Consider the following 24,722-nt stretch of genomic DNA (forward strand, 5'->3'; position numbering starts at 1 on the left):
TTGTTTAAGCTGGGAGTTGTGCCGCTTGAGGCGAGGCGCGCGCCGACGGTCCGACGTACATGTCAGCGCAGTCCTGGGGCTTTACGAGCCCGTTGCTGCGCTTGTCGATCTGCAAGGCATAGTCCAGGGTGACGCGTGTAACGCCGCGCACCCACTGGCTAACTAAGGCCTGGGACGCGGCAGGGACCAGCGTGGCGCCGAAGTCACCTTGGTTCTGCCTCGTCTGTTTGAGGTATTCGTCGAGATGCATCAAGTCACCTGTTTAAGAGCAATGCTAATAATAGCAGCGATTCTACACGCAATAGCTGTGCTTTTGAACAGTGTTGACAAAAAAAGTTTTGCTTATAAGATGGCGACCATGAACAGACGACCCCTCACCCCCGAAGAACAGGAAGAAGCGCGACGCCTTACTTCCTTCTGGGACGACTACCGCAAGGCAAATCCCGGGAGCACCCAGGCTTGGCTGGCTGGCGCCGCAGGGCTGGGCACCCAGGGCGCTGTCAGCCAGTATTTGCGTGGCGTGATCCCGCTAAACCTGCAGGCGCTCATCTCTATCTGCAGGGTTATCGATGCCGATCCTTACTTCGTAAGCCCTCGGCTAATGAACCCGCTGACCGGCGTGCCAACCCCGCCGCCGGCCAAGCCGCCAGCAGCAAACCAAGCCCAGGTCATTCAAGTGCCGCGTGTGTACCGCGCGCCGGCGCAGCCGCAGTCGCCATTTATCCCAGTGACCATCGCCGAGCCAGGCGATCCGCGCTTTACCTTCATCCCAAAGGTTCGCCTCCAGCTCACTGCCGGCATCACCGGCTTCTCAGTAGAACCAGAGGTGGAAGACGACGAGCCGTTGATGACTGCCGTTCCGACAGATTGGGTTGTACAGCGGGGTTTCTCCTCAAGCAACCTCATCGCGATCCACATCCGCGGCGAGAGCATGGAGCCGACTTTTTACGAGGGAGACCTGGCGATCCTCAATACGGCCGATACGCGACCAATTGACGGTGGCGTGTACGCCATCAATTATGAAGGCGAGCCAGTCGTGAAGCGCATGACGCGCGACGCAGGCCAATGGTGGCTAACCTCCGACAATCCTGATCAGCGCAAGTATCATCGCAAGGTATGCAGCGGGGACGCGTGCATTATCGTTGGACGTATTGTCCGGAGAGAGACTGAGCGCTTTTAACCTCTCCCCTGTTGCGTAAAAGCCTGCCGAGTGCAGGCTTTTTTTTCGCCCCTTCCTCGCACATCGCAGCTTCGACAAAAAATATAAGCAGAGCTATTGACTTCGATTAATAGCGCAGCTAATAATAGAAGCGTTCCGTTATTTGTCTGGATACAAAAAAGCCACCCGGTGATTTCGCATCGGATGGCCCCTTACGCCCTTACGCTTCTGGAGGAAGAATTGGCGAATCATAAGAATAGCACCACTGTTGCGGGAAAATCAACAACTTCGGTGCCGCGACTCTCTATCGTGCAACTCGACGGGCATGTGGTGTTGCCCCCGCTCTTTTACGCGGGCGGTAACTTGAGCTTTGAATTTGACAGCGAGAGCGCACTGTCAATCAGCATCGTCGACGCGACTGGGAAGCACTTTAGAACCCAGTCTCTCGAATGGGTGCTCCGCAACATCGACAGCTTCTACGCGGCTTGCGCCATGACCCTGCTGGCCGGCGCCGCCGCGCACTACGGCTTTACGGACCTGACCGCGCTGATCAAGGGGCGGATGCAATGACCCGCCCGACTACCTCGCCGCCGGCGCCAGCCCGCGACCCTCACCTGCAGCTGGCTGGCGTCACAGGCCGCGCGTTCATCGGCCTGGTGCTGGTGCTGGCCGTGCTGGCCTCCTGCATTGGGTGTTCGCCAGCGCCAGGCGCGCCGACCGAGACCATCGGCAGCCGCAGCGCCCTGGCGATCATCACTGACCCGGACACCGGCTGCCAGTACCTGGGCGTGTACGGCGAATCTGTCACGAAGCGCGTCGCTGCCGACGGCTTCACGCACATGGGCTGCCGGGGAGCGAAGCCATGAGCGCCAGCACCTCATCTTCGATTCTCTTCGACGGTGACCGCCGCCTCTCGCCGGATGAACTGGCGATGCGTCGCGAGGACCTGCTGGAGCAGCTGCGCGGCATGCTGGCCGAGCGCCAGGTCACCGGCTACGAAGTCGCTGCCGCCCTTGGCATCAGCCGCGGCACTGCCCACGACTACCTTTATCGCCTGTTGGCTGCCGGCCAGGCGCGCCGCACTGGCGGCTTCGACGGGCACCGCCGTGCGCTGTGGACGATGGGAACCGGCGTGGCCGGCGAAGCTGACCAGGTCGACGTGGGCGCCCAACGCGCAGTGATCGTGCCGGCGCGCCAGCTGGGCATCGCGCGTCATTGGATGGATGTGGCGCTATTCGGCCCAGCACCTGGAGCAGCAGCATGATCACTCTCGAATGGATCGATGTCGCGGCCGCGCTGCCTGACGACGAAACCCTGGTGCTGCTCGCGCTCAACGACGACGACGTGTGGCCCGGCTTCCGCCTCTGTGACGAATGGCGTTACGTCGACGCCATGCCGATCACCGTCGAGCGAGTGACGCACTGGATGCAGTTGCCGCAGGCGCCCGCGTTGTGCACGCCTGAAGAAAGGGCTGCGGCGTGAGGCAGCGTGACATTTCAGTCAAGGGCAACGCCTCCGTTGCAGACGGTCAGCGACTCTTCCAAAAACCTCAGCGTCGTGGCCAGCATGGAATAACACGTGATGGAGAAATCCATTCGTTCTTCGTGGCTGAGGCCAGAGTAGTGCCGGATGCTGTCTGCAAGAAGTTGCTTGGCAGTGTTCACATGGTCGGCCACCTGCGCCAGCTTGACTGCCGTGTTATTCGGCAGTGCGATCAAGGGAACCACGTCACTAACCTGCCACATGTTTACCGCGCTGAGCCTGTGCAACATGTCCTTCAAATGGTCAGGACCCAGCTCCATGGGAGTCTCAACGGAAACCGCAACCGTCGTGTACGCATGGGTGATTGCGGATTTAGCATGGACCAATCGCAACAACATGCTTGCACTGTGCAATTTCGCCAAAACGAGAGAACTCCGCGCTTGCTTACGTTCTCCTTCGGTGGCCAACCATATCGTCCCAGCAAGTGTAGCCACAGTCCCGATAGCGCCGATCCACGTGCCCCAGTCAGATGGCGTCAGAGACGACCAGTTGATCCACGTGTAGGCACCCAGCCCGATAGCGGCGCTCAGCACCATTACCGCATACGTGTTGTACCACGGGCGAAGCCACGCCCTCAGTTCCGAAAACATAGTTCCCTCGCGAAATATTAGCGAAATCGTATCACGACCCTTCCTGGGCTCCTGAGAGGAAATTTATAAATGAGCGAAAACCTGAACAAGCCTGAGATAGTGCGTAACGCAGTGCCGGTCCGCACCTGGCGCCAGCGCCTGGGCCTCGCCGCCGACTTCCCGCTGTACATCCCGAGCAGCGTCGAGTGGGCGATGGAGGCAGAGATCGCCGAGCTGCGCGCCTTCGCGATCGCAGCCGCTAAGGTTGCGCCAGCCCGTGTCTCCGCGACGACGCCGGCCGCGCTGGCGGTATTGGCCGAGCGCCAGCGCCAGCAGCAGGCCGAGGGCTTCACGCCGGCGCACGACGATGACTACCGCGCCGAAGAGCTGCGCTGGGCCGCAGTCTGCTACGCGCTCTACATGAAGCAGCACAACCCGCCCGCCTTCTGGCCCTGGCCGAAGGAGTGGTGGAAGCCGCGCGACCGGCGCGCCAACCTGGTCCGAGCCGCAGCCCTGCTGATCGCCGAGATCGAGCGCATCGACCGCACAGCCTTGGTGCCCAGTGCCAGCCTCACCACGGTCGACTGCCCGGCCTGCAACGGCAAGGAAGCCTGCGACGAGTGCCACGGCCAGGGCAAGGTAATCGTCTCCCGCGCCGACATGGCGGCGGCGTACACCGAGCACGCAGACAGCGAGGGTGGCCACCATGACTGAGAAGGTGCGGGAGACCATGGCGGCGAAGCTCGCCCGCCTCGGCCTCAAGCAAGAGACCGGCTGGACACCTGGCCCCAGTCGGTTCGTCCTGTCGAGGCGCCACCGTCGCGAGCTCGATGAGGTCACCTTCAGCAAGCCCAATCCGAACAAGACCAACGACAAGAAAGGCAAAATCGAATGAGCCTCACCACCACGCCTCACGATAAAGTGCAGCGCATGTACGCTGCTGTCTCAGCCGCGCTAGAAACCATCTCGACGATGTTCAAGCCGGGCATCAAGCTTTCATTCATCGCACGCTCGCCGGGGAATCCAGAAGGCGACGTCCTGATCGGCGACGACAACGATGCGGCGGAAATAATTGCGCTGGTCCGCCGGCGCCTCGACGCTGTTCCCGTCACCCCACCCGACGTGCTCGCTGTGCCGAAGGCGATCATGGACATCGCGGTCGAACAGTACCAGAGCGACGAATACAGGCGCGGCCATCGTGACGCGCGCCATGCGGCCGCCGATCTGGTGCTGGAATTGGCGGACCAACTGGTTGCTCTCGCTGCCGCTCCGGTGGCGGTAGCAGTAGAGGATGCGCGGGATGCTGACGAGAAGCAGGATAAGCTCGACAACGCCCTGTGGTTCCTGATGCAGCATTCGATCCATCGCTACCTGATGGCCAATGCACACGGCCGCTGGGACGGCGCCGAGAAAGCGACCCGTCACATGGAGCTGTGCCAGATGTTCCTGGCCGTCGAGCATGGTTGCATCGACCAGGAGGAAGTGCGCATCGAGCACAACGATGACTACGTGGCTGTGCATACCGCCACGCAGAAACTGACCGATCACCTGGACGAAGTGATCGGCTTCCCGCTGGAAGAAACGCCGAACTATGACCTGCTCGCTCCCGTATTCTTCGAGCACTTTATCGAATTGGCCCGCGCCGCCATGTCGAGAGTCGGCGCCATTGGCAGAAAGGACGGTGCAGCGTGATCCCGGCCTATCCGCTCCAGTGGCCTGCCGGCTGGCCGCGCACGCCCATAGTCCAGCAGCGCTACGGTAAGTTCGGCAGCAAGAAGGGCTCGTCCAGCCGCGTGACCGACATCACGGTCGCCGAGGCCACCGCCCGTGTACTCGCCGAGCTGGCGCGCATGGGCATCGACCGCCAGGATGTGGTGATCTCGACCAACCTCCAGCTGCGCCTCGACGGCCTGCCACGTTCCGGCCAGGCCGCGCCGCGCGATGCCGGCGTCGCGGTCTACTGGGAGACCAAGAAGAGCGAGCGCCGCGTGATGGCCATCGACCAGTACTACAAGGTCGAGGAGAACCTGGCCGCCATCGCAGCGACGCTGGATGCGATGCGCGCCATCGAGCGCCACGGCGGCGCCCAGATTCTCGACCGGGCATTCACAGGGTTCACCGCGCTCCCGGCGCCAGCGCAAGCGAAGCACTGGCGCGACGTGTTCGGCTTCGCACCAGATGTCGTAGTCACCCGCCCGCTGTTGCGCGACAAATACCGCGTGCTGGCGCTCCAGCGCCATCCAGACCGACCGGGCGGCAGTCACGAAGCGATGTCCGAGCTGAATGTCGCGTTGGCCGCAGCCGAAGCCAACTTCGTGTGATTTCCACTCGTAGAAAAATCGTGATTTCTCACGTTAATTCCTAGCGCAAGAAAAGACCATGACGACGATTGATAACACAGCAGTGACGCCGGAAGCGCCGAGGAAGCGCGGTCGACCGGCCACAGGAACCGCCCTGTCACCATCCGAGCGCCAGGCGCGCCGCCGCGCAAGGCTGCAGGCCCAAGGCAAAACCTTGCTGCCGCCGGTCGTGGTGTCGCAGCAGGTCGCGGAGGCGCTTGCCGGCTACATCAAGTTCAAGGACATGACCCTGGGGGATGCGGTCGACAAGATCCTCCATCACCGGCTGCTGAGGAAGCGCTCCGGCAAACGAAAGCGCCGCGTAAGCGATCCAGGCACTCAAACCGCACAACCATGATTGGACCCAGGCGATGAACACCACATCGAACACACCTAAGAAATTTCTCCGCCTACCGGCCGTCATTGAAGCAGTCGGCCTGGCGCGCGCCACGATCTACAAACGGATCAAGGCCGGTACGTTCCCCGAACCGGTCCAGCTCGGCCCTCGAGCTGTGGCCTGGGAGGAAGCGAAGATATCTGAATGGCAGGCAAACCTCACGACGGGCGTCAAAAAAGAGCTCGTTTAAGGTCGGGGGTAGAGTCGGGGGTAGGGAGAAAGAGAAAAGCCCCTTCATAGGGGCTTTTCAGTGATTCTGGCGGAGACGGTGGGATTCGAACCCACGATACGGGTATAAGCCATATGCATCCTTAGCAGGGATGTGCCTTCGGCCACTCGGCCACGTCTCCAATCAGCTCAACAATGTTGCTCGTTGTCGCTGAGTGCAAGCATCTTAATGGCCACACTCCATTTCGTCAAGAAAGCGCAGCCAAAAATATGCGATAAAGTTAAGCTTTCTCCAGATCAAACGCCTTGTGCAGGGCACGTACCGCCAGCTCCATGTATTTCTCGTCGATCAGGACCGAAATCTTGATCTCGGAGGTCGAGATCATCATGATGTTGATGCCCTCTTCCGCCAGCGTGCGGAACATCTGCGAGGCCACGCCGACGTGGCTGCGCATGCCGACGCCGACCGCCGACACCTTCGACACCTTCGCATCGCCGACCAGGCGGGTGAAGCCCAGCTCTTCCTTCTGCGATTCCAGCACGGCCAGCGCGCGCTGGTAGTCGTTGCGCGAGACGGTGAAGGTGAAGTCGGTTTTACCGTCCACGGACACGTTCTGTATGATCATGTCGACCTCGATGTTCGCATCCGAGACCGGGCCCAGGATGTGATAGGCGACGCCCGGCTTGTCCGGCACGCCGAGGACGGTGATTTTGGCTTCATCGCGGTGGAAGGCGATGCCCGAGATGACTGCTTGTTCCATGTTATTTTCTTCCTCAAACGAAATCAGGGTGCCCGAGTTGGCTTCTTCTTCGAGCGGCATCAGCGGATCGGTCAGCGACGACAGCACGCGGGTCGGGACGCGGTAGTTGCCGGCGAATTCGACCGAGCGGGTCTGCAGGACCTTGGAGCCCAGCGAGGCCAGCTCCAGCATCTCCTCGAACGTAATCTTTGACAGGCGCCGCGCCTCGTCGACCACGCGCGGGTCGGTGGTGTAGACGCCGTCGACGTCGGTGTAGATCAGGCATTCGTCCGCCTTCATCGCGGCCGCGATCGCCACCGCCGAGGTGTCCGAGCCGCCGCGGCCCAGGGTCGAGATGTTGCCGTCTTCGTCCATGCCCTGGAAGCCGGTGATGATCACGATCTTGCCGGCCTCGAGGTCGGCGCGCACGCGGGTGTCGTCGATCGACTGGATGCGGGCCTTGGTGAAGGCCGAGTCGGTGCGGATGCCCACTTGCCAGCCGGTGTAGGACACGGCGTCCTTGCCGCGCGCCAGCAGTGCCATGGCCAGCAGGCCGACGGAAACCTGTTCACCAGTCGAGGCGATCATGTCCAGTTCGCGCGGGTCCGGCTGCGCCATGATTTCCTTGGCGAGGCCGATCAGACGGTTGGTTTCACCCGACATCGCCGAAGGGACGACGACGATCTGGTGACCGGCATCGTGCCATTTGGCGACGCGCGCCGCGACGTTCTTGATGCGGTCCGTCGATCCCATCGACGTACCGCCGTATTTGTGGACTATTAATGCCATGACTGTGGAGGTTTCCGCTTGTAAAAAATAGAAGGGGTCTTTAACTCTACATGCTGCGCTGCAGAATCACAAGATGCCGGGATGCGAAAGCTATACCAAATTGGAATATGGTAATGCAGAAAGAGCATAATATTATGCGCTTTCTGCCGCTTACTGCCTGGACTCCCAGCGCAGGGCGATGTGCCCTTCCCCTTCGGCTATATGACGGCAATCCATGCCCAGGCCGGCCGCGAACAGCAGATCGAAGCCGCTGCTGACGATGGGCAGGCGGCTGCGTTCCCAGACCGGCACACCGTGTGCCTGGAACAGCTGCTTGAGGCCGCGGGTCGGCCGGTTCGGCGCCAGTTTCAGGCGCTCGCCGCCCTTGCGGAAGTCGATCTCCAGCGCCTGGGCACGCAGCCAGGCGGGGTCCAGGCCGAGCGCCGCCACATCGAAATGCAGCACGCCGCCATAGTCCGGGAAGGCCAGGCTGGCCTCGCCATTCCATTTGAACGCCTGGGCATGCTTGACGATGATGCCCTCGTCGTCCGGATCGCGCAGGCCGGCCAGGTCAGCCAGCTTGGGCACCAGCAGCAGGCGGTCGCGGTAGCGGCGCACGTCGACCTCAGGATGGGCGACCAGCGGCTGCGCATCCTCGCGCGCGCTGGTGAGCTGGGCCACCATCTGGTCCAGCCAGGCGGTAGACGGCATGCCCAGGCCCCGTTTCGAGAACCAGTGGCGCAGCAGGTTGTCGATGCGGTCGCGGCTGAGAAGGCGCAGGCGCGGCAGGGCGATCGCATCGCCGTCCAGGCAGGCGGCCAGGTCCTGCTTCGCCAGCTCGTCCAGCAGGCGCTGGCTTGAGGCCGCGTGTGCGCTGCTGCGTGCGATGCGGGCCTGGAAGCCGGGGAAGGCCTGGGCCAGCACCGGCATCACCTGGTGGCGCAGGGCGTTGCGGGCGTAGCGCTGGTCCGTATTCGATTCGTCCTCGACCCAGGCGATCTGCTGCTGCGCAGCATAGGCTTCCAGCCCGGCGCGCGCCACGGCCAAGAGCGGACGCGCCATCACGATCCGGTCGCCGCCGAGCAGCGAAGGCGCGCGATTCGCCGCATCCATGCCGGACAGGCCGGCCGGGCCGGAGCCGCGCAGCAGCTGCAGCAGCACGGTCTCGGCCTGGTCGTCGAGGTGGTGGGCGGTCAGCAGCAGGCCGACGCCGTGGGCGCGGCACATGTCGCCCAGCGCCGCGTAGCGCTGCTTGCGGGCCGCCGCTTCCACGCCGCTCTTGCCCTTCTCTACCGTGACGTCGCGATGATCGAAGGCGACGCCGAGCGCCGCCGCGGCAGATGCGCAATGCGCGCGCCAGGCATCGGCATTCGGGCTCAGGCCGTGGTGAACATGGAAGGCGAACAGCGGCAGGCCGGCCGCAGAGGCAGCCTCGTGCGCCAGGTGCAATAGCACCATGGAATCGAGACCGCCGCTGAGGGCGACCGCCATACGGGATGGGGAGTATCCGGTGCGCAGGCTCAGGAAAGCCTGCGTGAAACTTGCCGCCGTGGCAGCGGCCGGACCGGCGCTCATGCCCGGCCCATTCTTGCTTCGGCTCACTCGTCGCGCGGGGTCATTTCCTTGAACTTGCCGTAAGCCATCAGCTTTGCGTGACGGGCTTCCAGCAGATCCTTGGTCTTCATGCCCTGGAACTGGCGCAGGGTGTCGGCCAGCGCGCGCTTCAGGCCCTGGGCCATGGCGGCCGGGTCGCGGTGGGCGCCGCCCAGCGGTTCGCTGACGATCTTGTCGACCAGGCCGATGGCCTTGAGGCGGTGGGCGGTCAGGCCCAGCGCGTCGGCGGCTTCGGCCGCGCGCTCCGAGGTCTTCCACAAGATCGAGGCGCAGCCTTCCGGCGAGATCACCGAGTAGGTCGCGTACTGCAGCATCAGCACGGCGTCGCCGACGGCGATCGCCAGCGCGCCGCCCGAACCGCCTTCGCCGATGATGGTTGCGATCAGCGGCACTTTCAGTTCGGCCATGACGTACAGGTTATGGCCGATCGCTTCGGATTGGCCGCGCTCTTCGGCGTCGATGCCCGGGAAGGCGCCCGGGGTATCGACGAAGGTGAAGATCGGCAGGTTGAACTTCTCGGCCAGCTTCATCAGGCGCATGGCCTTGCGATAGCCTTCGGGCTTCGGCATGCCGAAATTGCGCATCGCGCGTTCCTTGGTATCGCGGCCCTTCTGGTGACCGATCACCATGCAGGACTGGCCGTTGAAACGGGCCAGGCCGCCGATGATGGACTGGTCGTCGGCAAAGGTGCGGTCGCCGTGCAGTTCATGGAAGTCGGTGAAGATCGCGTTCACGTAGTCCATCGTGTACGGACGCTGCGGGTGGCGCGCGATCTGGGAAACCTGCCAGGGCGTCAGCTTGGCGTAGATGTCTTTCGTCAGTTCCTGGCTCTTCTTGGCCAGGCGGTCGATCTCTTCCGAGATGTCGACGGCGGAATCGTCCTGCACGAAGCGAAGCTCTTCAATTTTCGAATCGAGCTCGGCGATCGGCTGTTCAAAACTGAGGAAAGTTGTTTTACTCATCGTAACTCCGTTATTCTTGTGGCCCCGCATGCGCTGGGAATGCGGCGGCAAAGGCGCATTTTAACCCGAAACCGGGTCCAAACTACGCCATAAATACCATGTGGCAACCGTTCGCCAGGGTTCCCAATTGGCGGCAACCTCGCGCGCATCGCTGCGCGACACGGGTTCGCCCGAGAAATAGTTCTGGCTGATGCCCTGGATCAGGCCGGCGTCGTCGAGCGGCAGCACGTTCGGCCTGAGTAGATTAAATATCAAAAACATCTCTGCTGTCCAGCGGGTGATGCCGCGGATCCGCACCAGCTCGGCGATCACGGCCTCGTCATCCATCTGCGACCAGAGGTCGGCGTGGACCCGCTTTTCCTTGAAATGGTCGGCCAGATCCAGGATGTATTCGGTCTTGCGTTTCGAGAGGCCGCAGGCGGCCAGTTCCACCGCACCGGCCTTGATCACCTGCGAAGGCGTCATCTTCGGGCACAGCTCGCGTAGCTTGCCCCAGGCCCCCTCGGCAGCCTTGACCGTGACCTGCTGGCCGACAATCGAGCGAGCCAGGGTCGTGAACGGATCCGGATGGCCGCGCAGGTGCATGTCCCCGAACTGCGGGATCAGCTTGTTCATGATGCGGTCCCGCCGCATGAGCTCGGCCTTCGCCTCCGCCCAGTACGGGGGAAGGTCGGGCAATGCCGGGGCCGCGCCCATGGGTTCCTTCGTCACGCGCGGCGCCAGTTGGTCGTGCCGTCGGGCTTGTCTTCGAGCACGACGCCGGCCGCCGTCAATTCGGCGCGGATGGCGTCGGCTTCGGCGAAGTTGCGCGCCTTCTTGGCGGCGGCGCGGCGGGCGATCGCATCGGTGATGCCGGCTTCGTCCATGCCACCCTCGCCCGGGCTGCCGGCCTGGAGGAATTGCTGCGGCGAGCGCTCGAGCACACCCAGCACACCGGCCAGGGCCTTCAGCTGACGCGCGGTCGCTACCGATTTGGTCCTGTTGACTTCGGTCGCCAGGTCGAACAGCTCGGCCACCGCCAGCGGGGTGTTGAAGTCGTCGTCCATCGCTTCGCGGAAGCGGACGGCGTGCGCTTCGTCCCAGTCCACGGCCGGCTGCTTGCCGCCCAGTTCGACATCTGCCAGCGCCGTGTACAGGCGGGTCAGCGCGCCCTTGGCATCGTCGATGTGGGCGTCCGAGTAATTCAGCGGGCTGCGGTAATGGGCGCGCAGGATGAAGAAGCGCACGACTTCCGCATCGTACTGTTTCAGCACGTCGCGGATCGTGAAGAAATTGCCCAGCGACTTGGACATCTTCTCGTTATCGACGCGCACGAAGCCGTTGTGGATCCAGAAGTTCGCCATCGGCGGGCCAAAGGCGCCTTCCGACTGGGCGATTTCGTTCTCGTGGTGCGGGAACTGCAGGTCGGCGCCGCCGCCGTGAATGTCGAAGTGCTCGCCCAGCAGCGCGCAGGACATGGCCGAGCATTCGATGTGCCAGCCCGGGCGGCCGATGCCCCACTTCGAATCCCATTTGGCTTCCGCCGGTTCGGACTCCTTGCCGGCCTTCCACAGCACGAAGTCGAGCGGATCGCGCTTGCCGGTGTTGACGTCGACGCGCTCGCCGGCGCGCAGGTCGTCCAGCGACTTGCCGGACAGCTTGCCGTAGCCCTGGAACTCGCGCACGGCGTAGTTCACGTCGCCGTCCTCGCCCTGGTAGGCCAGGCCCTTCTGCTCCAGCTTCTCGATAATCGAGAGCATGTGCGGCACGTGGTCGGTGGCGCGCGGCGCGAAGTCGGGCGGCAGGATGCCCAGGGCAGCGGTATCCTCGTCCATCGCCTTGATGAAGCGGGTGGTCAGCTGGGACATGGTCTCGCCGTTGTCGACGGCGCGCTTGATGATCTTGTCATCGATGTCAGTGATGTTGCGGACGTACTTGACCTCGTAGCCCGAGGCCTTGAACCAGCGGTAGATGACGTCGAAAGCCATCATCATCCTTGCGTGACCGACGTGGCAGTAATCGTAAACCGTCATCCCGCACACGTACATGTTGATCTTGCCGGGTTGGAGGGGAACGAATACCTGCTTGTCACGCGCGAGCGTGTTGTAGATCTTTAGTTGGCTCATCGGATGGTGTTCTGGATGGTTGGAGCTTGACGCTCGGACGCACAGGCTGCAGGGCAGCGTGCCGGGGTGTGACCCATTCGCGACCGTCAGGACTTGATTTCCAAGCTACTTTGATAAAATCAACAGTCCGTCGCAAAGTATAGCATTGATAAAATCCTGACTGGCCGCATATGCCACAGGTTTATTTTTCTGCAAAACTCTTGACATCACTTTGCGTTTGCCCACAGAGAGGAAGCCACGATGCACACCATGAAACCGTCCCACACCCGCCTGCTGACACGTGTCGCGGCCGCCGCCGGCGCCCTGCTGCTGTCGACGGCAGCCTGGGCAGCCGACCCGCAGGTCTCGCTGAAAACCTCGATGGGCGAGATCGTGCTCGAACTGGACCAGGAAAACGCCCCCATCAGCGTCGCCAACTTCCTGCAGTACGTGAAGTCGGGCTTCTACAAGGGCACCATCTTCCACCGCGTGATTGACGGCTTCATGATCCAGGGCGGCGGCATGGACGCCCAGCTGAAAGGCCGCAAGACCCGTCCGCCGATCAAGAACGAAGGGAATAACGGCTTGTCCAACGCCGCGTACACGGTCGCGATGGCGCGCGAAGACAATCCGGATTCCGCCACCTCGCAGTTCTTCATCAACGTGGTCGACAACTTCGGCCTCGACGCCATCAACCGCATGGACGCCGGCTACACCGTGTTCGGCAAGGTGGTGAAGGGCAAGGAAGTGGTCGACAAGATCAAGGGTGTGCTGGTGGACGACGTGAAAGGCATGCAGAACGTGCCGGTGACGCCAGTCGTGATCCAGTCCGCGACCATCGTCAAAGCGAAGTAAAATACCGAACTCTTAACAATAAGCCACAGGACAAAACCATGACCACCGTACTCATGACCACCAACAAGGGCAACATCAAGATCGAACTCGACGACGAAAAAGCGCCGAAGACCGTTGCCAACTTCGTTGAATACGTCAACCAGGGTCACTTCAGCAACACGATCTTCCACCGCGTGATCAAGGACTTCATGATCCAGGGCGGCGGCTTCGAGCCGAACATGTCGCAAAAGCCGACCGAGAAGACCGTCGAGAACGAAGCCAAGAACGGCCTGAAGAACGACAAGTACACCATCGCGATGGCCCGCACCATGGCCCCGCACTCGGCATCGGCCCAGTTCTTCATCAACACCAAGAACAACGACTTCCTGAACTATCCGGGCCAGGACGGCTGGGGCTATGCCGTGTTCGGCAAGGTCGTCGAAGGCCAGGACGTGGTCGACCAGATCAACTCCGTGAAGACCGGCCGCTCGGGCATGCATTCGGACGTGCCGACCGAAGCAGTGATCATCGAAAAAGCTGAAATCGTCTAAATAAGTAAGTCATTCAAGCAAGGCGTGTGGGACCGTCCACCGTTACACCGATGAACAGTCCCGCGCGCACGCTTGCGCTCTTCATTTCCGACCTGCACCTGCAGGAATCGCATCCACGCACGGCCGAGGCCTTCTTCGCCTTCCTGGCCGAGCGCGCTGCACAAGCCGAAGCGCTCTACCTGCTCGGCGACATCTTCGAATACTGGGCCGGAGACGACGACCTCGCCACGCCCTTCCACCAGCGCGTCGTCTCTGCGCTGCGCACGCTGTCCGACAGCGGCGTCGCCGTCTACTGGATGGCCGGCAACCGCGACTTCCTCGTCAGCCAGGACTTCGCGCATGCAGCCGGTTTGACCATCCTGCCCGACCCGTACGTGGCCACCATCGGCGGCCAACGCATCGCGCTGGTTCACGGCGATGCCCAGTGCACCGACGACCTCAAGTACATGGCCTTCCGCGCCCAGGTGCGTGACCCGGCCTGGCAGCAGCAGTTCCTGGCCATGCCGCTGACCCAGCGCAAGGCCATCATCGCCGGCCTGCGCGAAGGCAGCCGCCAGGCGCATGGCGAAAAGTCCTATGAGATCATGGACGTGACGCCCGATGCCGTGGCCGCCCTGCACGAGGCTACGCAAGCCAACACCATCATCCACGGCCATACACACCGCCCTGCCCTGCACCTTGATCCGCAGACCGGGCGCCGCCGCTTCGTCCTGCCCGACTGGGAACTGGATGCCGAACCGGTACGCGGCGGCTGGATCGCCATTACCAACGACGGCGCCATCACCCGACACGGCCTCGACGGCCAGCCGCTCTGAAGCACCCCTGACAGAATTCCCAGCTTGCATGAAGGGCAACAGTATCCTTACACTGGGCCTTTCCGGAATTGCCGAGCTAATACTGCATTTCCTCCTCTGAATACATACGTTCAAATTCTGTTGACGGCTCCCGAACTGGTGTTATACTTCACTACAACACCACTTCAATACTACGCTGAAGTAGTGCCCCATCAACGAGGAGGCAGGCATGAAGCACACGAGCCGCACCGCAACGCAGAGGAGCCGGCAATGAGCATCGGCTGGAACGACAACGCGCCGATCTATCGGCAATTGAAGGAAAGAGTGATCGGCATGATGCTCGACGGCGCCCTGAAGGCCGGCGATCCGCTGCCCTCGGTACGCCAGATCGCGGCCGAGTACCAGCTGAACCCGATCACGGTCTCGAAGGCTTACCAGGAACTGGTCGACGAACAACTAGTAGAAAAACGAAGGGGGATCGGCATGTATGTCACTGAAGGCGCCAGCGAAAAACTGCTGGCAAGCGAACGCGAGCGCTTCCTGCGCGAAGAATGGCCGGCGATGCTGGAGCGCATCCGCCTGCTCGGCTTGAACGTCGACCAGCTGCTCGCCAGCGAACACGGAGGCCGGGCATGAGCACCGTCCTCTCCGCCAAAGGCCTGTCCAAGCGCTACGGCAAGCGCGTCGCCGTCGACGGCATCGACTTCGAAGTGCCGGCCGGCCGCATCGTCGGCCTGATCGGCCCGAACGGCTCGGGCAAGACCACCACCCTGAAGGCCGCCCTCGGCCTGATCCCCTTCGACGGCCAGCTGAAAGTGCTGGGCTTCGATCCGCGTACCCAGCGCGACGACCTGATGCAGGACGTCTGCTTCATCGCCGACGTCGCCATCCTGCCGCGCTGGATGAAGGTCAAGGATGCGATCGACTTCGTGCAGGGCGTGCATCCGCGCTTCAACCGCGAGAAGGCCGAGCGCTACATCGCCAACACCAAGCTCAAGCCCAATATGAAGGTCAAGGAGATGTCCAAGGGCATGATCGTCCAGCTGCACCTGGCGCTCGTGATGGCCATCGATGCCAAGCTGCTGGTGCTGGACGAGCCGACCCTGGGCCTCGACATCATCTACCGCAAGCAGTTCTACCAGAACCTGCTGGAAGACTATTTTGACGAGCACAAGACCATCGTCATCACCACCCACCAGGTCGAGGAAGTCGAGCACATCCTGACCGACCTGATGTTCATCCGCGAAGGCAAGATCGTGCTGGCCGCCTCGATGGAGGAAATCGGCGAGCGCTACGTGGAAGTGATGGTCTCGCACGACAAGATCAGCGCCGCCAATGCGCTGTCGCCGATCGACCGCCGCACCGTGTTCGGCAAGGCCGTGATGCTGTTCGATTCGGCCGCGCCGGGCAGCGCCTCGCGCCAGCAGCTCGCCGCGCTCGGCGAAACCCGCAATCCAAGCGTCGCCGACCTGTTCGTCGCGACCATGAAAGGAAGCTACGCATGAACACCAAGACCATGAACTGGCTGCTCCGCCGCGAATTCTGGGAGCACAAGGGATCGATGTTCTGGGCCCAGCTGATCGTGGCGGCGGCGCTGGTGCTGTTCGTCGGCGGCTCGCTGGTGTACGCCGTGGTCGTGCACGGCGGTCCCACGCGCGTGATGATCAACGGCCACGTCGTCAGCCAGGGCGCTCTCGCCGCCGCGATGCCGATGGAAGCGCGCTCGGAAATCGCCGGCATCGCCAGCGGCATGTATCTCGCGGCCGGCATGCCGCTCTTCATCCTGATGACGGCCACCCTGTTCTTCTACTGCCTGGGCGCCCTGTACGATGAGCGCCGCGACCGCAGCATCCTGTTCTGGAAATCGCTGCCGGTCTCGGACGGCACCACCGTGCTGTCGAAGGTGGCCACCGCCCTGTGCGTGGCGCCCTTGATCACCATGGGCTTCGCCATCGTGGCCTCGCTGGCCCTCCTGCTGATCGGCGCCGCCGTGATGGCCTCCGCCGGCATCAACATGTTCGGCATGCTGCTCGCCTCGCCCGACCTCTACCTGCAGCCGGTGCGCATGCTGGGCCTGCTGCCGGTGTACATGGTGTGGGCGCTGCCGACCATCGGCTGGCTGATGCTGGTCTCGAGCTGGGCCCGGACCAAGCCCTTCCTGTGGGCGGTCGGCGTGCCGCTGATGGTGCTGCTGCTGGCCAAGTGGATCAGCATGGCCCTCGGCGGCTTCCAGAACGATGCGCTGGACGTGCAGTGGTTCGCCAATGAAGTGGTGGCGCGCGGTATCGGCGGCCTGCTGCCCGGCATCTGGTTCGGCTTCACCGGCGGTGTGCCGGAAGCCGTCCACCGCGCCGGCGGCGGCGTCGACACCCAGGTCCTGTTCACGGCATCGTGGCTGACCCTGGCCACTGCCAAGGCCTGGATCGGCGCGGCAATCGGCGGCGCCATGATCTTCGGCGCGATCCGCCTGCGCCGCTGGCGCGACGAGGGCTGAGGCCCGCATGCGAGCCATCTGCTACGCCATGCTGGGACTGGCCTTGTGGAGCGGCGCCGCCGGCGCCGCGCCGCAGGACAAGGAGGCCGGCACGGTCCAGGTGAAGGGCGTCAAAAACCCGGAGACGCATACCTACCGCGCCGTGACGGCCGGGCTGGACAAGTTCGACGAGCTGCACGCGCTGGCGCCGCAGGCGCCGCTCCTGTTCCAGGCCCGCACGCGCTCCGGCAAGCTGCTGGATGAAGCGCTGCTGAAAGGCGCGCCCGGTGGCGACGCGCCGGGCGGCGAACCGCTGGGCGCCGTGCTGGCCGGCGACGAGGGCTACGCCCTGCCCCTCGCGCTCGACGACGCCGGCCGCTTCCAGGTGCCGCGCAGCCGCCCGGCCCTGGACGCCGACGCCGAACTGCGCCTCAGTAAAAAGCGCAGCGACGTGCGGGTCTGGCCCTACGTGCACTCGCCCGGACTGGCCGGCAACCAGCGCCGCCTGGGCGATATCCGCCTCGAATGCCAGGTCTTCGTCGCCATCGCCAAGAAGGAAGCACCGCTGCACATCGTCCTGCTCGGGAATACCGTCATGCGCGGCAGCGACTGGTGCGCCTTCATGAAGGATGCCGACAACACCTGGGACGTCGCGATGCCGGAGGAGCCGGCCAGCGCAGTCCTGCGCGAAGGCCCGCGCAGCACGGCCTTGCGCGTCAAGGGACACCGGGTCGAAGTCCCGATCGGCGATACCAGCTGGGGCAACGAGGCCATCGTCGAAACCACGACAATAATGAAAGCATCCGCACCATGAAGAACACCGCAACGCTGCACCCTGCCGTCCTCCTGCTGCCCTTGATGCTGGCCTGCGCCCCTGCCCTGGCGGCGCAGGCGGACAAGGACGAAGCAGGCACCGTCCACATCAACGCCATCAAGAGTCCGGAAATGCACAGCTACCGCGCCGTCGTCGCCGGGCTGGACAAGTTCGAAGAGCTGCACGCGCTGGCGCCCGCAGTGCCCCAGCTGCGCTTCCAGATCGAGGCGCGGCGCGACAAGACGCTGGGCAGCGAACCGCTGGCGGCGCGCATCGCCGCCGACGACTTCTCGATCCCGCTCGCGATCGACCAGGACCTGCGCTTTTCGGTCCCGCGCAGCCAGGCGGCCTACGACGCCAAGGCCGAGATGCTCCTCAACCGCAAGAAGAGCGACGCCCGCTTCGATACTTACATCCGCACCCCGGGCCTGGGCGACAAGCAGTACCGGATGGGCGACGTCCGCCTCGATTGCCAGATCAAGATCGCGATCGCCAAGGAAGAGGCGCCGTTCTGGGCCATCGCCCTGGGGAACAGCTTCCTGCTGACTACCGACTGGTGCTCGTGGTTCAAGGGCGAGACCCCGCGAGGCGGCGACCGCACCTGGTCGCGCCAGGCGCTGGCCCGGCTGAGCGCAGCCACCCTGCGCGACGGTGAGCGCAGCATGGCATTGAAGGTGAAAGGCAAGGAGTTCCGCCTGCCGATCGGCGATACCAGCTGGAGCAATGACGCGATCGTCGAGGTCGAATATGCGTTCCAGCCGGAGCCGCCGGCGCCCGAGGGCATGGTGATCCCGGAGCAGCAAACGAAGGACAAAGCGCCATGAGCGCGCGCGCCCTCTTCCTCTGCCTGGCGCTGGCCGGTGGAGCGCAAGCGGCCGAGGAGTCCGCGGCCGCGCCGAAGTCGGTCGAGGTCAACAGCATTAGAAACCCGGAGATGCGCTCCTACCGCAGCATCTGGGCCGGCTTCGAGGCCTTCGACGAGCATCACGGGATGGCACCGGCGGCGCCGCTGCGCTTCCAGCTGCTGGGCCCCGACGGCAAGCCCGCCGCCACCGAGGGCCTGGCGCTGCGGCTGGCCAGCGACGAGAGTTCGGTGCCGGTCGCCATCGGCGCCGGCGGCATGCTGGATATCGCGCGCAGCCGGGCCGCCTACGATGCCGACGCTTATTTCATCCTGAACCAGAAGAGCGGCCGCTTCACGGCGCGTCCCGAGATCCGCACGCCCGGCCTGGCGGACAATGTGCGACGCCTGGGCGACCTGCGCCTCGAATGCCGGGTCGGCGTGGCCATCGTCAAGGAACAGATCCCCTTGCTGGCCAGGGCCGCGATCAACACGCTGATGCTGAGCACCGACTGGTGCGGCAAGAAGGACATGAATGCAAGCTTCCCCGGCGAGCGCGGGCTCGAGGGCGCCGTCATCAGCCACGGTGGCCGCTCGTCCGAGCTGGAGCTGCATGGCGACGCCTACATGGCGCCGCTCGGCAACCCAGCCTGGCCGGACGATGCGCTCATCACGCTGAAGTACGCGCCCTGAGGTTTATTCGAATTGCTGGCGGAAGGCTGCGAACTGCGCCTTGAGTTCGTCGACTTCCGCACGCAGCGCCGCCACTTCCTGCTCCAACTGGGCCGTGCGCCCGCCGCCCGATGAAGCCGAGGCGCCGGCGCCGGCATCCATGCGCGCCACATCGATCTCGCCGCCCAGCAGCTGGCCGTAGCGCGGCTCCTTGGTGCCCGGCGCGCGCTCCAGGCGCACCACCAGCGGCGGGTACTTATCGATCAGGAACTGCAGCGCACTCTCGGCCTCGGCCACCGATTTGAACTCGTGCAGGCGGCCGCTGCGGGTGCGGATCTCGCCGGCGGTCTGCAGGCCGCGCAGCATCAGCACGGTCAGCACCGCCACCTTGTCCTGCTCCAGCGACCACTTGATGCGCATCCGGTGCTCGTACTTGATCACGCGCGCACCGGCCTGCGACATGCTGCCCACCAGCTTGCGCTGCATGAGACGCTGCAGGGTGTCGTGGACCACGTCCTCGGACAGCTGCATGACGGGGTCGCGGCTCGACAGCTGGTTGCAGCCGTTCATGATCGCATTCAGCGACATCGGGTAATTGTCGGGCGTAAGCGCTTCTTTTTCGGCCAGCACGGCCAGCACGCGGACTTCGTTCGGGTCCAAATCGGATGCGAGGTCGAAGCTGCCGGGAATATCGTCTTGGCTCATTTGCTCACTTGAGTAATTTAAACTGCTCATTCGACCATGCGGTTCAGCTGATCCTGGTCGAGCTTGTCGTTCTCGGCGAGGCCGGCGCAGGAAATGCCGGCGGCCTTGATGGTCGAGCACAGGCGCTCGATCTGCTCGTCCTGCTGGGCCACGTGGTTGATCAGGTTGCGCAGCGCCTTCGACAGCGGATCGTCGCCGTTCGGCGTGACGCCATAGGCCGCGAACATCTGGGCGCTGCGGGTCTGGTCTTCCTTGCGCACGATGTGGGCCGGGTTGCCGACCGCGGTGGCGCCGGCCGGCACCGGCTTGACCACCACCGCGTTCGAGCCGATCTTGGCGTATTCGCCGACCGTGAAGGCGCCCAGCACCTGGGCGCCGGCGCCGACGATCACGCCGCGCTCGAGCGTCGGGTGACGCTTGGTGCCGGCCACCAGGGTCGTGCCGCCCAGGGTCACGCCCTGGTAGATGGTGCAGTCGTCGCCGACCACGGCGGTTTCGCCGATCACCACGCCGAAACCATGGTCGATGAAGACCCGCCGGCCGATGATGGCGCCGGGGTGGATCTCGATACCGGTGATGATGCGGGCAATGTAGGAGATGAAGCGCCCCGGCCACTTCAGGCCGGCGCGCCAGCAGGCATGCGCCCAGCCGTGCATGACGACCGCATGCAGGCCGGGGTAGCAGGTGAGCACCTCCCAGCCGTTGCGGGCGGCCGGGTCACGTTCGATGATGCTCTGGATATCTTCGCGCAGCTTGGAAAAAAACATAGGCGAGATGGTAACGTATCCGTGCCGCCCCTGCTTGGCCGGTACCAGAACTTCGGTTCCCGCCTGCGCGGGAACGACGAGTTATTTTGGTTCCAGCGCCAGGCGCTGGCGGCGCGCTTCGTACAGGCAGACGCCCGAGGCCACCGACACGTTCAGGCTCTCGACCGAGCCGAACATCGGGATGTTGACCAGCACGTCGCAGGTTTCGCGGGTGAGGCGGCGCATGCCCTCGCCTTCCGAACCCATCACCAGCGCGGTCGGGCCGGTGAAATCGCCTTCGTACAGGCCCTTGTCCGCATCGTCGGAGGTACCGATCAGCCAGACGCCGCGTTCCTTCAGGTCGCGCATGGTGCGCGCCAGGTTGGTCACGGTGATGTATGGGACGGTCTCGGCGGCGCCGCTGGCGACCTTGGCCGCGGTGGCGTTCAGGCCGACCGAGCGGTCCTTCGGGGCGATCACGGCATGCGCGCCGACGCCGTCGGCCACGCGCAGGCAGGCGCCCAGGTTGTGCGGATCGGTGATGCCGTCCAGGATCAGCAGCAGCGGCGGGCCTTCCACCGCATCCAGCAGCTCATCCAGATTGCGCGCCAGCGACAGCTGGCTGGCAAAGGCGATCACGCCCTGGTGGCGGCGGGTGCCGACGATCTTGTCGAGACGCTCGGCCTCGACCGGCATCACGCGGACCCCGGCCGATTTGGCGTTGGCGATCAGGTCCGTCATGCGGCGGTCGTTGCGGCCTGCGTCGACGAAGATCTCTTCCACCGATTGGGCCTCGTGGCGCAGCCGCGAGGTCACCGCATGGAAGCCGAAAATCATTTTATTTTTCATTCACTTACTTCTTTTTACTGGTTTTGGAGACGGCCTTGGGGGCCTTGGCGGCGCTCTTGCTCGGAGCGCTCTGTTTTGCTGCTGGTTTCTTGGCGGCCGCTTTCTTGGCGGCCGGCTTGGCGTTCGCCCTGCCGTTGCCGTTGCTGCCGTTGCCACTGCTGCCGTTGCCGCTGTTGCGGCCGCGGCTGCGGCGGGTCGGCGGCACGAAGACGATGTCGTCCTCGCTCTCGTCGCTGGTGCTGAAATCGGGCGGCACCGGCGGCTCGCCTTTCATGCCGTGTATCTGCTGCGGCGAGGCCGGCACGGGAGCGACACGGCCATTGGCTTCGGCCTTGGCCGCTTCTTTGGCTTTCCTGCGGCGCGGCGGCTTCGATCCCATCGAATCGACGGCAGCGGCGCGGGCGCGCTCCAGCGGCGCAGGAATCCCCTGCTGCTGTTCCGGCGCGGCCAGCACCAGGTCGATCTTGCGCGCTTCGAGATCCACGCGCGCCACCTGCACGGTCACCTGGCCGGTGAGCGCATAGACCTGGCCGCTGTTCTTGCCGCGCAGTTCGTGGCGGGCTTCGTCGTATTCGAAATAATCCTGTCCGAGGCCGGTCACGTGCACCAGGCCCTCGACGAACAGTTCATCCAGCTGCACGAAGATGCCGAATGGGGTCACACCCGAGATCACGCCGGTGAAGGATTCGCCCAGGCGGTCCTTCATGTAGTAGCACTTGAGCCAGTTCTCGACGTCGCGCGAGGCTTCGTCGGCGCGGCGCTCGTTGGCCGAGCAGTGCACGCCCAGCGCGTCCCAGATCGTCAGGTCTTTCGGGTTCTTCTGCTTGCCCTCGGCCTTGTCTTTCGCCTGCTGCTTGCGGGTCGCGTTCGACACGGTGCTGTTCAGCTTCGACAGATCGATGCCGGTCGGCTCGTACTTCTTACCCAGCAGGACCGCCTTGATCGCGCGGTGGGTCAGCAGGTCCGGATAACGGCGGATCGGGCTGGTGAAGTGGGCGTAGTGCTCGTAGGCGAGGCCGAAGTGGCCGACGTTGTCCGGGCTGTAGACCGCCTGCTGCATCGAGCGCAGCAGCATGGTCTGCAGCAGGGTCGCGTCCGGGCGCTCCTTGATCTGCTGCATCAGTGCGGCGTAGTCGCGCGCTTCCGGCTTGTTGCCGCCGCCGAGGTTCAGGCCCACCTGCTTGAGGAAGGTGCGCAGCTGGTTCAGCTTTTCTTCGGTCGGCACCGCGTGGATGCGGAAGGTGCTCGGCTGGTCGTGGCGGATCAGGAAATCGGCCGCGCAGACGTTCGCCGCCAGCATGCATTCCTCGATCAGGCGGTGCGCATCGTTGCGGGTGCGCGGGATGATCTTCTCGATCTTGCCCATCGCATTGCAGACGATGTAGGTCTCGGTGGTCTCGAAGTCGATCGCACCGCGCGCCTGGCGTTGCTGCAGCAGCGCGCGGAACACTTCGTTCAGGTTCAGCAGGTGCGGCACGATGCCGGGACGGCGTGCGGCTTCCGGGCCCTTGGTGTTGCCGAGGATGGCGGCGACCTCGTTGTAGGTCATGCGCGCCGCGGAGTGCATCACGGCCGGGTAGAACTGGTAGGCGGTCACTTCGCCGGCGGCGGTGATGACCATGTCGCACACCAGGCACAGGCGGTCGACGGCCGGGTTCAGCGAACACAGGCCGTTCGACAGCTTCTCCGGCAGCATCGGGATCACGCGGCGCGGGAAGTAGACCGAGGTCGAGCGCTCGATGGCGTCGTTGTCCAGGCCATCGCCCGGCTTCACGTAGTGGCTGACGTCGGCGATCGCCACCAGCAGGCGGTAGCCCTTCATACGGCCGATCTTCACCGGTTCGCAATAGACGGCGTCGTCGAAGTCGCGCGCATCCTCGCCGTCGATGGTCACCAGCGGCACGTCGCGCAGGTCGACGCGGTCGCCGAGGTCGGCGTCGCGGACTTCGTTCGGCAGCTTGTTGGCCTGCTTGATGGCGGCTGGCGAGAACACGTGCGGCACGCCGAATTTGCGCACCGCGATCTCGATCTCCATGCCGGGGTCGTCCAGCTCGCCCAGCACCTCGACCACGCGGCCGATCGGCTGGCGGAAGCGCGAAGGCTGCTCGACCAGTTCGACGCTGACCACCTGCCCCGATTTCGCCTTGCCCGGCGAGCCGTCGACCAGGATGTCCTGGGCGATGCGCTTGTCTTCCGGCGCCACGATCCAGACGCCGTTTTCCTGCAGCAGGCGGCCGATCACGTGGGTATTGGCGCGCTCGGTGACTTCGACGATCGTGCCTTCCGGACGGCCGCGGCGGTCGGTGCCGACGATACGCGCCAGCACTTTGTCGCCGTGCAGGACCTTCTGCATCTCCTTATCGGGCAGGAACAGGTCGTCGCCCGGCTCGTCCGGGATCACGAAACCGTAGCCGTCGCGGTGCGCGCTGACGCGGCCGGAGACGAAGCTCGAGTGGTCGGTCAATGCATACTGGCCGGCGGGATTCGCGCGGAGCTGGCCGTCGCGCTCCATCGCATTCAAGCGGCGCGTGAGGACGCCTTCCGCTTCCGGATCCACCTGCAGGGCGCGTACCAGTGCGCCGCTGTCGAGCGGCCCCTTGGCATCGCGGAAAACGCCGAGAATTTCCTCGCGGCTTGGAATGGTATGAGTTGGGTGCTTCAAATCGTTTTCTATTCTTGTTGAGCCAGTGACGCGCCGATCGCTCGTGCTGTCTGCACTTGCCGGCGGCGCAATGTTGGTTGGATTGACACCTTGACAGGCGTAGTGTAACGGAGGACCGGGGGATTCGCCTAACACGGTCCGTGCAAGCGTGTCATGGCTACCCTTCCATGGGGCCTTTGACTTTTGCCATTCATCCGCTATACTTTCGGTCTCTTCGCAAACGGCCCAGCCGGATGCGGGGTTGCTGCGAAGGTGCAGCCGGCGTTTTGAACGACTTAAAAGTTGGTCTAGCGCAAACCGGCAAAGCCTGATATCGTAGCGGAATTCGACGGCAACGTCGAGCGATGATTGCAAGACCCGGCCCACGTGGCGGAATTGGTAGACGCGCATGGTTCAGGTCCATGTGCCGCGAGGTGTGGGGGTTCGAGTCCCTCCGTGG

Annotated in this window: 31 protein-coding genes and 2 tRNA genes; 21 read left to right on the plus strand and 12 right to left on the minus strand. The window is 64.0% G+C overall.

What is annotated here, in order from left to right; genetic code table 11:
- Positions 1-4: 4 nt before the first annotated feature.
- Positions 5-250 (minus strand): hypothetical protein, encoded by a 246-nt coding sequence (locus AC07PE_RS21240; protein ID WP_498768172.1) that lies wholly within the window; start codon positions 248-250, stop codon positions 5-7.
- Positions 251-358: 108 nt separating this feature from the next.
- Between AC07PE_RS21240 and AC07PE_RS21245 the strand changes: the two genes are divergently transcribed.
- The 5 genes from AC07PE_RS21245 (at position 359) to AC07PE_RS21265 (ending at position 2,641) form a co-directional block, all read left to right on the plus strand.
- Positions 359-1,180 carry a S24 family peptidase gene (locus tag AC07PE_RS21245; protein WP_498768174.1) on the plus strand — a complete coding sequence of 274 codons (822 nt, stop codon included), beginning with the start codon at positions 359-361 and terminating at the stop codon, positions 1,178-1,180.
- 96 nt (positions 1,181-1,276) lie between these two features.
- Positions 1,277-1,729, plus strand: a complete 453-nt coding sequence (locus tag AC07PE_RS21250) for a hypothetical protein (protein ID WP_498768176.1) — start codon at positions 1,277-1,279, stop codon at positions 1,727-1,729.
- On the plus strand, positions 1,726-2,025 hold the full coding sequence (locus tag AC07PE_RS21255; protein WP_498768178.1) for a hypothetical protein: 300 nt from the start codon (positions 1,726-1,728) through the stop codon (positions 2,023-2,025). Before AC07PE_RS21250 ends, AC07PE_RS21255 begins: the two co-directional genes overlap by 4 nt.
- Complete coding sequence (locus AC07PE_RS21260) at positions 2,022-2,423, plus strand: hypothetical protein (protein WP_498768180.1); 402 nt, start codon at positions 2,022-2,024, stop codon at positions 2,421-2,423. The genes AC07PE_RS21255 and AC07PE_RS21260 overlap by 4 nt, the downstream gene beginning before the upstream one ends.
- Positions 2,420-2,641, plus strand: a complete 222-nt coding sequence (locus tag AC07PE_RS21265; protein WP_498768182.1) for a DUF551 domain-containing protein — start codon at positions 2,420-2,422, stop codon at positions 2,639-2,641. The genes AC07PE_RS21260 and AC07PE_RS21265 overlap by 4 nt, the downstream gene beginning before the upstream one ends.
- A 14-nt stretch (positions 2,642-2,655) precedes the next feature.
- Here the strand turns inward: AC07PE_RS21265 and AC07PE_RS21270 are convergent, their stop codons facing one another.
- Positions 2,656-3,237 carry a hypothetical protein gene (locus tag AC07PE_RS21270; RefSeq protein ID WP_498768184.1) on the minus strand — a complete coding sequence of 194 codons (582 nt, stop codon included), beginning with the start codon at positions 3,235-3,237 and terminating at the stop codon, positions 2,656-2,658.
- A 123-nt stretch (positions 3,238-3,360) separates the two neighbouring features.
- Here AC07PE_RS21270 and AC07PE_RS21275 point away from each other — a divergent pair, with 123 nt between their 5' ends.
- From AC07PE_RS21275 to AC07PE_RS21300, 6 genes are read left to right on the plus strand one after another with little or no spacing between them, the layout of a single operon-like run.
- Entirely contained in the window at positions 3,361-3,984 is a 624-nt protein-coding gene (locus AC07PE_RS21275; RefSeq protein ID WP_498768186.1) for a hypothetical protein, read from the plus strand.
- Entirely contained in the window at positions 3,977-4,165 is a 189-nt protein-coding gene (locus AC07PE_RS21280) for a hypothetical protein (RefSeq protein WP_498768188.1), read from the plus strand. The genes AC07PE_RS21275 and AC07PE_RS21280 overlap by 8 nt, the downstream gene beginning before the upstream one ends.
- Positions 4,162-4,962, plus strand: a complete 801-nt coding sequence (locus tag AC07PE_RS21285) for a hypothetical protein (protein WP_498768190.1) — start codon at positions 4,162-4,164, stop codon at positions 4,960-4,962. The genes AC07PE_RS21280 and AC07PE_RS21285 overlap by 4 nt, the downstream gene beginning before the upstream one ends.
- Positions 4,959-5,591 (plus strand): hypothetical protein, encoded by a 633-nt coding sequence (locus AC07PE_RS21290; RefSeq protein ID WP_498768192.1) that lies wholly within the window; start codon positions 4,959-4,961, stop codon positions 5,589-5,591. The genes AC07PE_RS21285 and AC07PE_RS21290 overlap by 4 nt, the downstream gene beginning before the upstream one ends.
- Positions 5,592-5,649: 58 nt before the next feature.
- Positions 5,650-5,967, plus strand: coding sequence for a hypothetical protein (locus tag AC07PE_RS21295; RefSeq protein ID WP_498768194.1), 318 nt, complete (start codon positions 5,650-5,652; stop codon positions 5,965-5,967).
- Positions 5,968-5,980: 13 nt separating this feature from the next.
- A complete protein-coding gene (locus tag AC07PE_RS21300) occupies positions 5,981-6,196 on the plus strand; it encodes an AlpA family transcriptional regulator (RefSeq protein WP_498768196.1) in 216 nt (71 codons plus the stop codon).
- A gap of 67 nt (positions 6,197-6,263) precedes the next feature.
- Here the strand turns inward: AC07PE_RS21300 and AC07PE_RS21305 are convergent.
- The 6 genes from AC07PE_RS21305 to cysS all read right to left on the minus strand — a co-directional run bounded on the left by AC07PE_RS21305 (position 6,264) and on the right by cysS (position 12,363).
- Positions 6,264-6,356 (minus strand) — tRNA-Ser (locus AC07PE_RS21305).
- A 99-nt stretch (positions 6,357-6,455) separates the two neighbouring features.
- Positions 6,456-7,703, minus strand: a complete 1,248-nt coding sequence (locus tag AC07PE_RS21310; RefSeq protein WP_498768198.1) for an aspartate kinase — start codon at positions 7,701-7,703, stop codon at positions 6,456-6,458.
- A gap of 150 nt (positions 7,704-7,853) precedes the next feature.
- Entirely contained in the window at positions 7,854-9,257 is a 1,404-nt protein-coding gene (gene tilS, locus AC07PE_RS21315) for a tRNA lysidine(34) synthetase TilS (protein WP_498768200.1), read from the minus strand.
- Positions 9,258-9,280: 23 nt separating this feature from the next.
- Positions 9,281-10,258: an acetyl-CoA carboxylase carboxyltransferase subunit alpha gene (locus AC07PE_RS21320; RefSeq protein WP_498768202.1), complete on the minus strand. Its 978-nt coding sequence runs from the start codon at positions 10,256-10,258 to the stop codon at positions 9,281-9,283.
- A 60-nt stretch (positions 10,259-10,318) separates the two neighbouring features.
- Positions 10,319-10,954 (minus strand): DNA-3-methyladenine glycosylase family protein, encoded by a 636-nt coding sequence (locus AC07PE_RS21325; protein WP_498768583.1) that lies wholly within the window; start codon positions 10,952-10,954, stop codon positions 10,319-10,321.
- An 11-nt stretch (positions 10,955-10,965) separates the two neighbouring features.
- Complete coding sequence (gene cysS, locus AC07PE_RS21330; RefSeq protein WP_498768204.1) at positions 10,966-12,363, minus strand: cysteine--tRNA ligase; 1,398 nt, start codon at positions 12,361-12,363, stop codon at positions 10,966-10,968.
- 240 nt (positions 12,364-12,603) lie between these two features.
- On the opposite strand from cysS, the gene AC07PE_RS21335 reads away from it, so the two are divergent.
- The 9 genes from AC07PE_RS21335 (at position 12,604) to AC07PE_RS21375 (ending at position 19,342) form a co-directional block, all read left to right on the plus strand.
- Positions 12,604-13,197, plus strand: coding sequence for a peptidylprolyl isomerase (locus AC07PE_RS21335; protein ID WP_498768206.1), 594 nt, complete (start codon positions 12,604-12,606; stop codon positions 13,195-13,197).
- A gap of 38 nt (positions 13,198-13,235) precedes the next feature.
- Complete coding sequence (locus AC07PE_RS21340) at positions 13,236-13,727, plus strand: peptidylprolyl isomerase (protein ID WP_498768208.1); 492 nt, start codon at positions 13,236-13,238, stop codon at positions 13,725-13,727.
- A 50-nt stretch (positions 13,728-13,777) separates the two neighbouring features.
- Positions 13,778-14,542 (plus strand): UDP-2,3-diacylglucosamine diphosphatase, encoded by a 765-nt coding sequence (locus AC07PE_RS21345; RefSeq protein ID WP_498768210.1) that lies wholly within the window; start codon positions 13,778-13,780, stop codon positions 14,540-14,542.
- Positions 14,543-14,791: 249 nt separating this feature from the next.
- A complete protein-coding gene (locus AC07PE_RS21350) occupies positions 14,792-15,157 on the plus strand; it encodes a GntR family transcriptional regulator (protein ID WP_498768212.1) in 366 nt (121 codons plus the stop codon).
- Positions 15,154-16,026, plus strand: a complete 873-nt coding sequence (locus AC07PE_RS21355; RefSeq protein ID WP_498768213.1) for an ABC transporter ATP-binding protein — start codon at positions 15,154-15,156, stop codon at positions 16,024-16,026. The genes AC07PE_RS21350 and AC07PE_RS21355 overlap by 4 nt, the downstream gene beginning before the upstream one ends.
- Complete coding sequence (locus AC07PE_RS21360; RefSeq protein ID WP_498768214.1) at positions 16,023-17,015, plus strand: hypothetical protein; 993 nt, start codon at positions 16,023-16,025, stop codon at positions 17,013-17,015. The genes AC07PE_RS21355 and AC07PE_RS21360 overlap by 4 nt, the downstream gene beginning before the upstream one ends.
- Positions 17,016-17,022: 7 nt before the next feature.
- Positions 17,023-17,808 (plus strand): hypothetical protein, encoded by a 786-nt coding sequence (locus AC07PE_RS21365; protein WP_498768215.1) that lies wholly within the window; start codon positions 17,023-17,025, stop codon positions 17,806-17,808.
- Complete coding sequence (locus tag AC07PE_RS21370) at positions 17,805-18,632, plus strand: hypothetical protein (protein WP_498768216.1); 828 nt, start codon at positions 17,805-17,807, stop codon at positions 18,630-18,632. Before AC07PE_RS21365 ends, AC07PE_RS21370 begins: the two co-directional genes overlap by 4 nt.
- On the plus strand, positions 18,629-19,342 hold the full coding sequence (locus AC07PE_RS21375) for a hypothetical protein (protein ID WP_498768217.1): 714 nt from the start codon (positions 18,629-18,631) through the stop codon (positions 19,340-19,342). Before AC07PE_RS21370 ends, AC07PE_RS21375 begins: the two co-directional genes overlap by 4 nt.
- A 3-nt stretch (positions 19,343-19,345) precedes the next feature.
- Here the strand turns inward: AC07PE_RS21375 and AC07PE_RS21380 are convergent, their stop codons facing one another.
- The 4 genes from AC07PE_RS21380 to rnr form a co-directional block, all read right to left on the minus strand.
- Positions 19,346-20,026: a YceH family protein gene (locus tag AC07PE_RS21380; protein ID WP_498768219.1), complete on the minus strand. Its 681-nt coding sequence runs from the start codon at positions 20,024-20,026 to the stop codon at positions 19,346-19,348.
- 26 nt (positions 20,027-20,052) lie between these two features.
- Positions 20,053-20,793, minus strand: a complete 741-nt coding sequence (gene cysE, locus AC07PE_RS21385; protein WP_498768221.1) for a serine O-acetyltransferase — start codon at positions 20,791-20,793, stop codon at positions 20,053-20,055.
- Positions 20,794-20,874: 81 nt separating this feature from the next.
- Positions 20,875-21,621, minus strand: coding sequence for a 23S rRNA (guanosine(2251)-2'-O)-methyltransferase RlmB (gene rlmB, locus AC07PE_RS21390; RefSeq protein ID WP_498768223.1), 747 nt, complete (start codon positions 21,619-21,621; stop codon positions 20,875-20,877).
- Between the two features lie 4 nt (positions 21,622-21,625).
- Positions 21,626-24,283 (minus strand): ribonuclease R, encoded by a 2,658-nt coding sequence (gene rnr / locus AC07PE_RS21395; protein WP_498768225.1) that lies wholly within the window; start codon positions 24,281-24,283, stop codon positions 21,626-21,628.
- Positions 24,284-24,643: 360 nt separating this feature from the next.
- On the opposite strand from rnr, the gene AC07PE_RS21400 reads away from it, so the two are divergent.
- Positions 24,644-24,722: transfer RNA gene (locus tag AC07PE_RS21400), tRNA-Leu, on the plus strand.

It is taken from the genome of Telluria sp. GW821-FHT07G12, assembly GCF_059418525.1.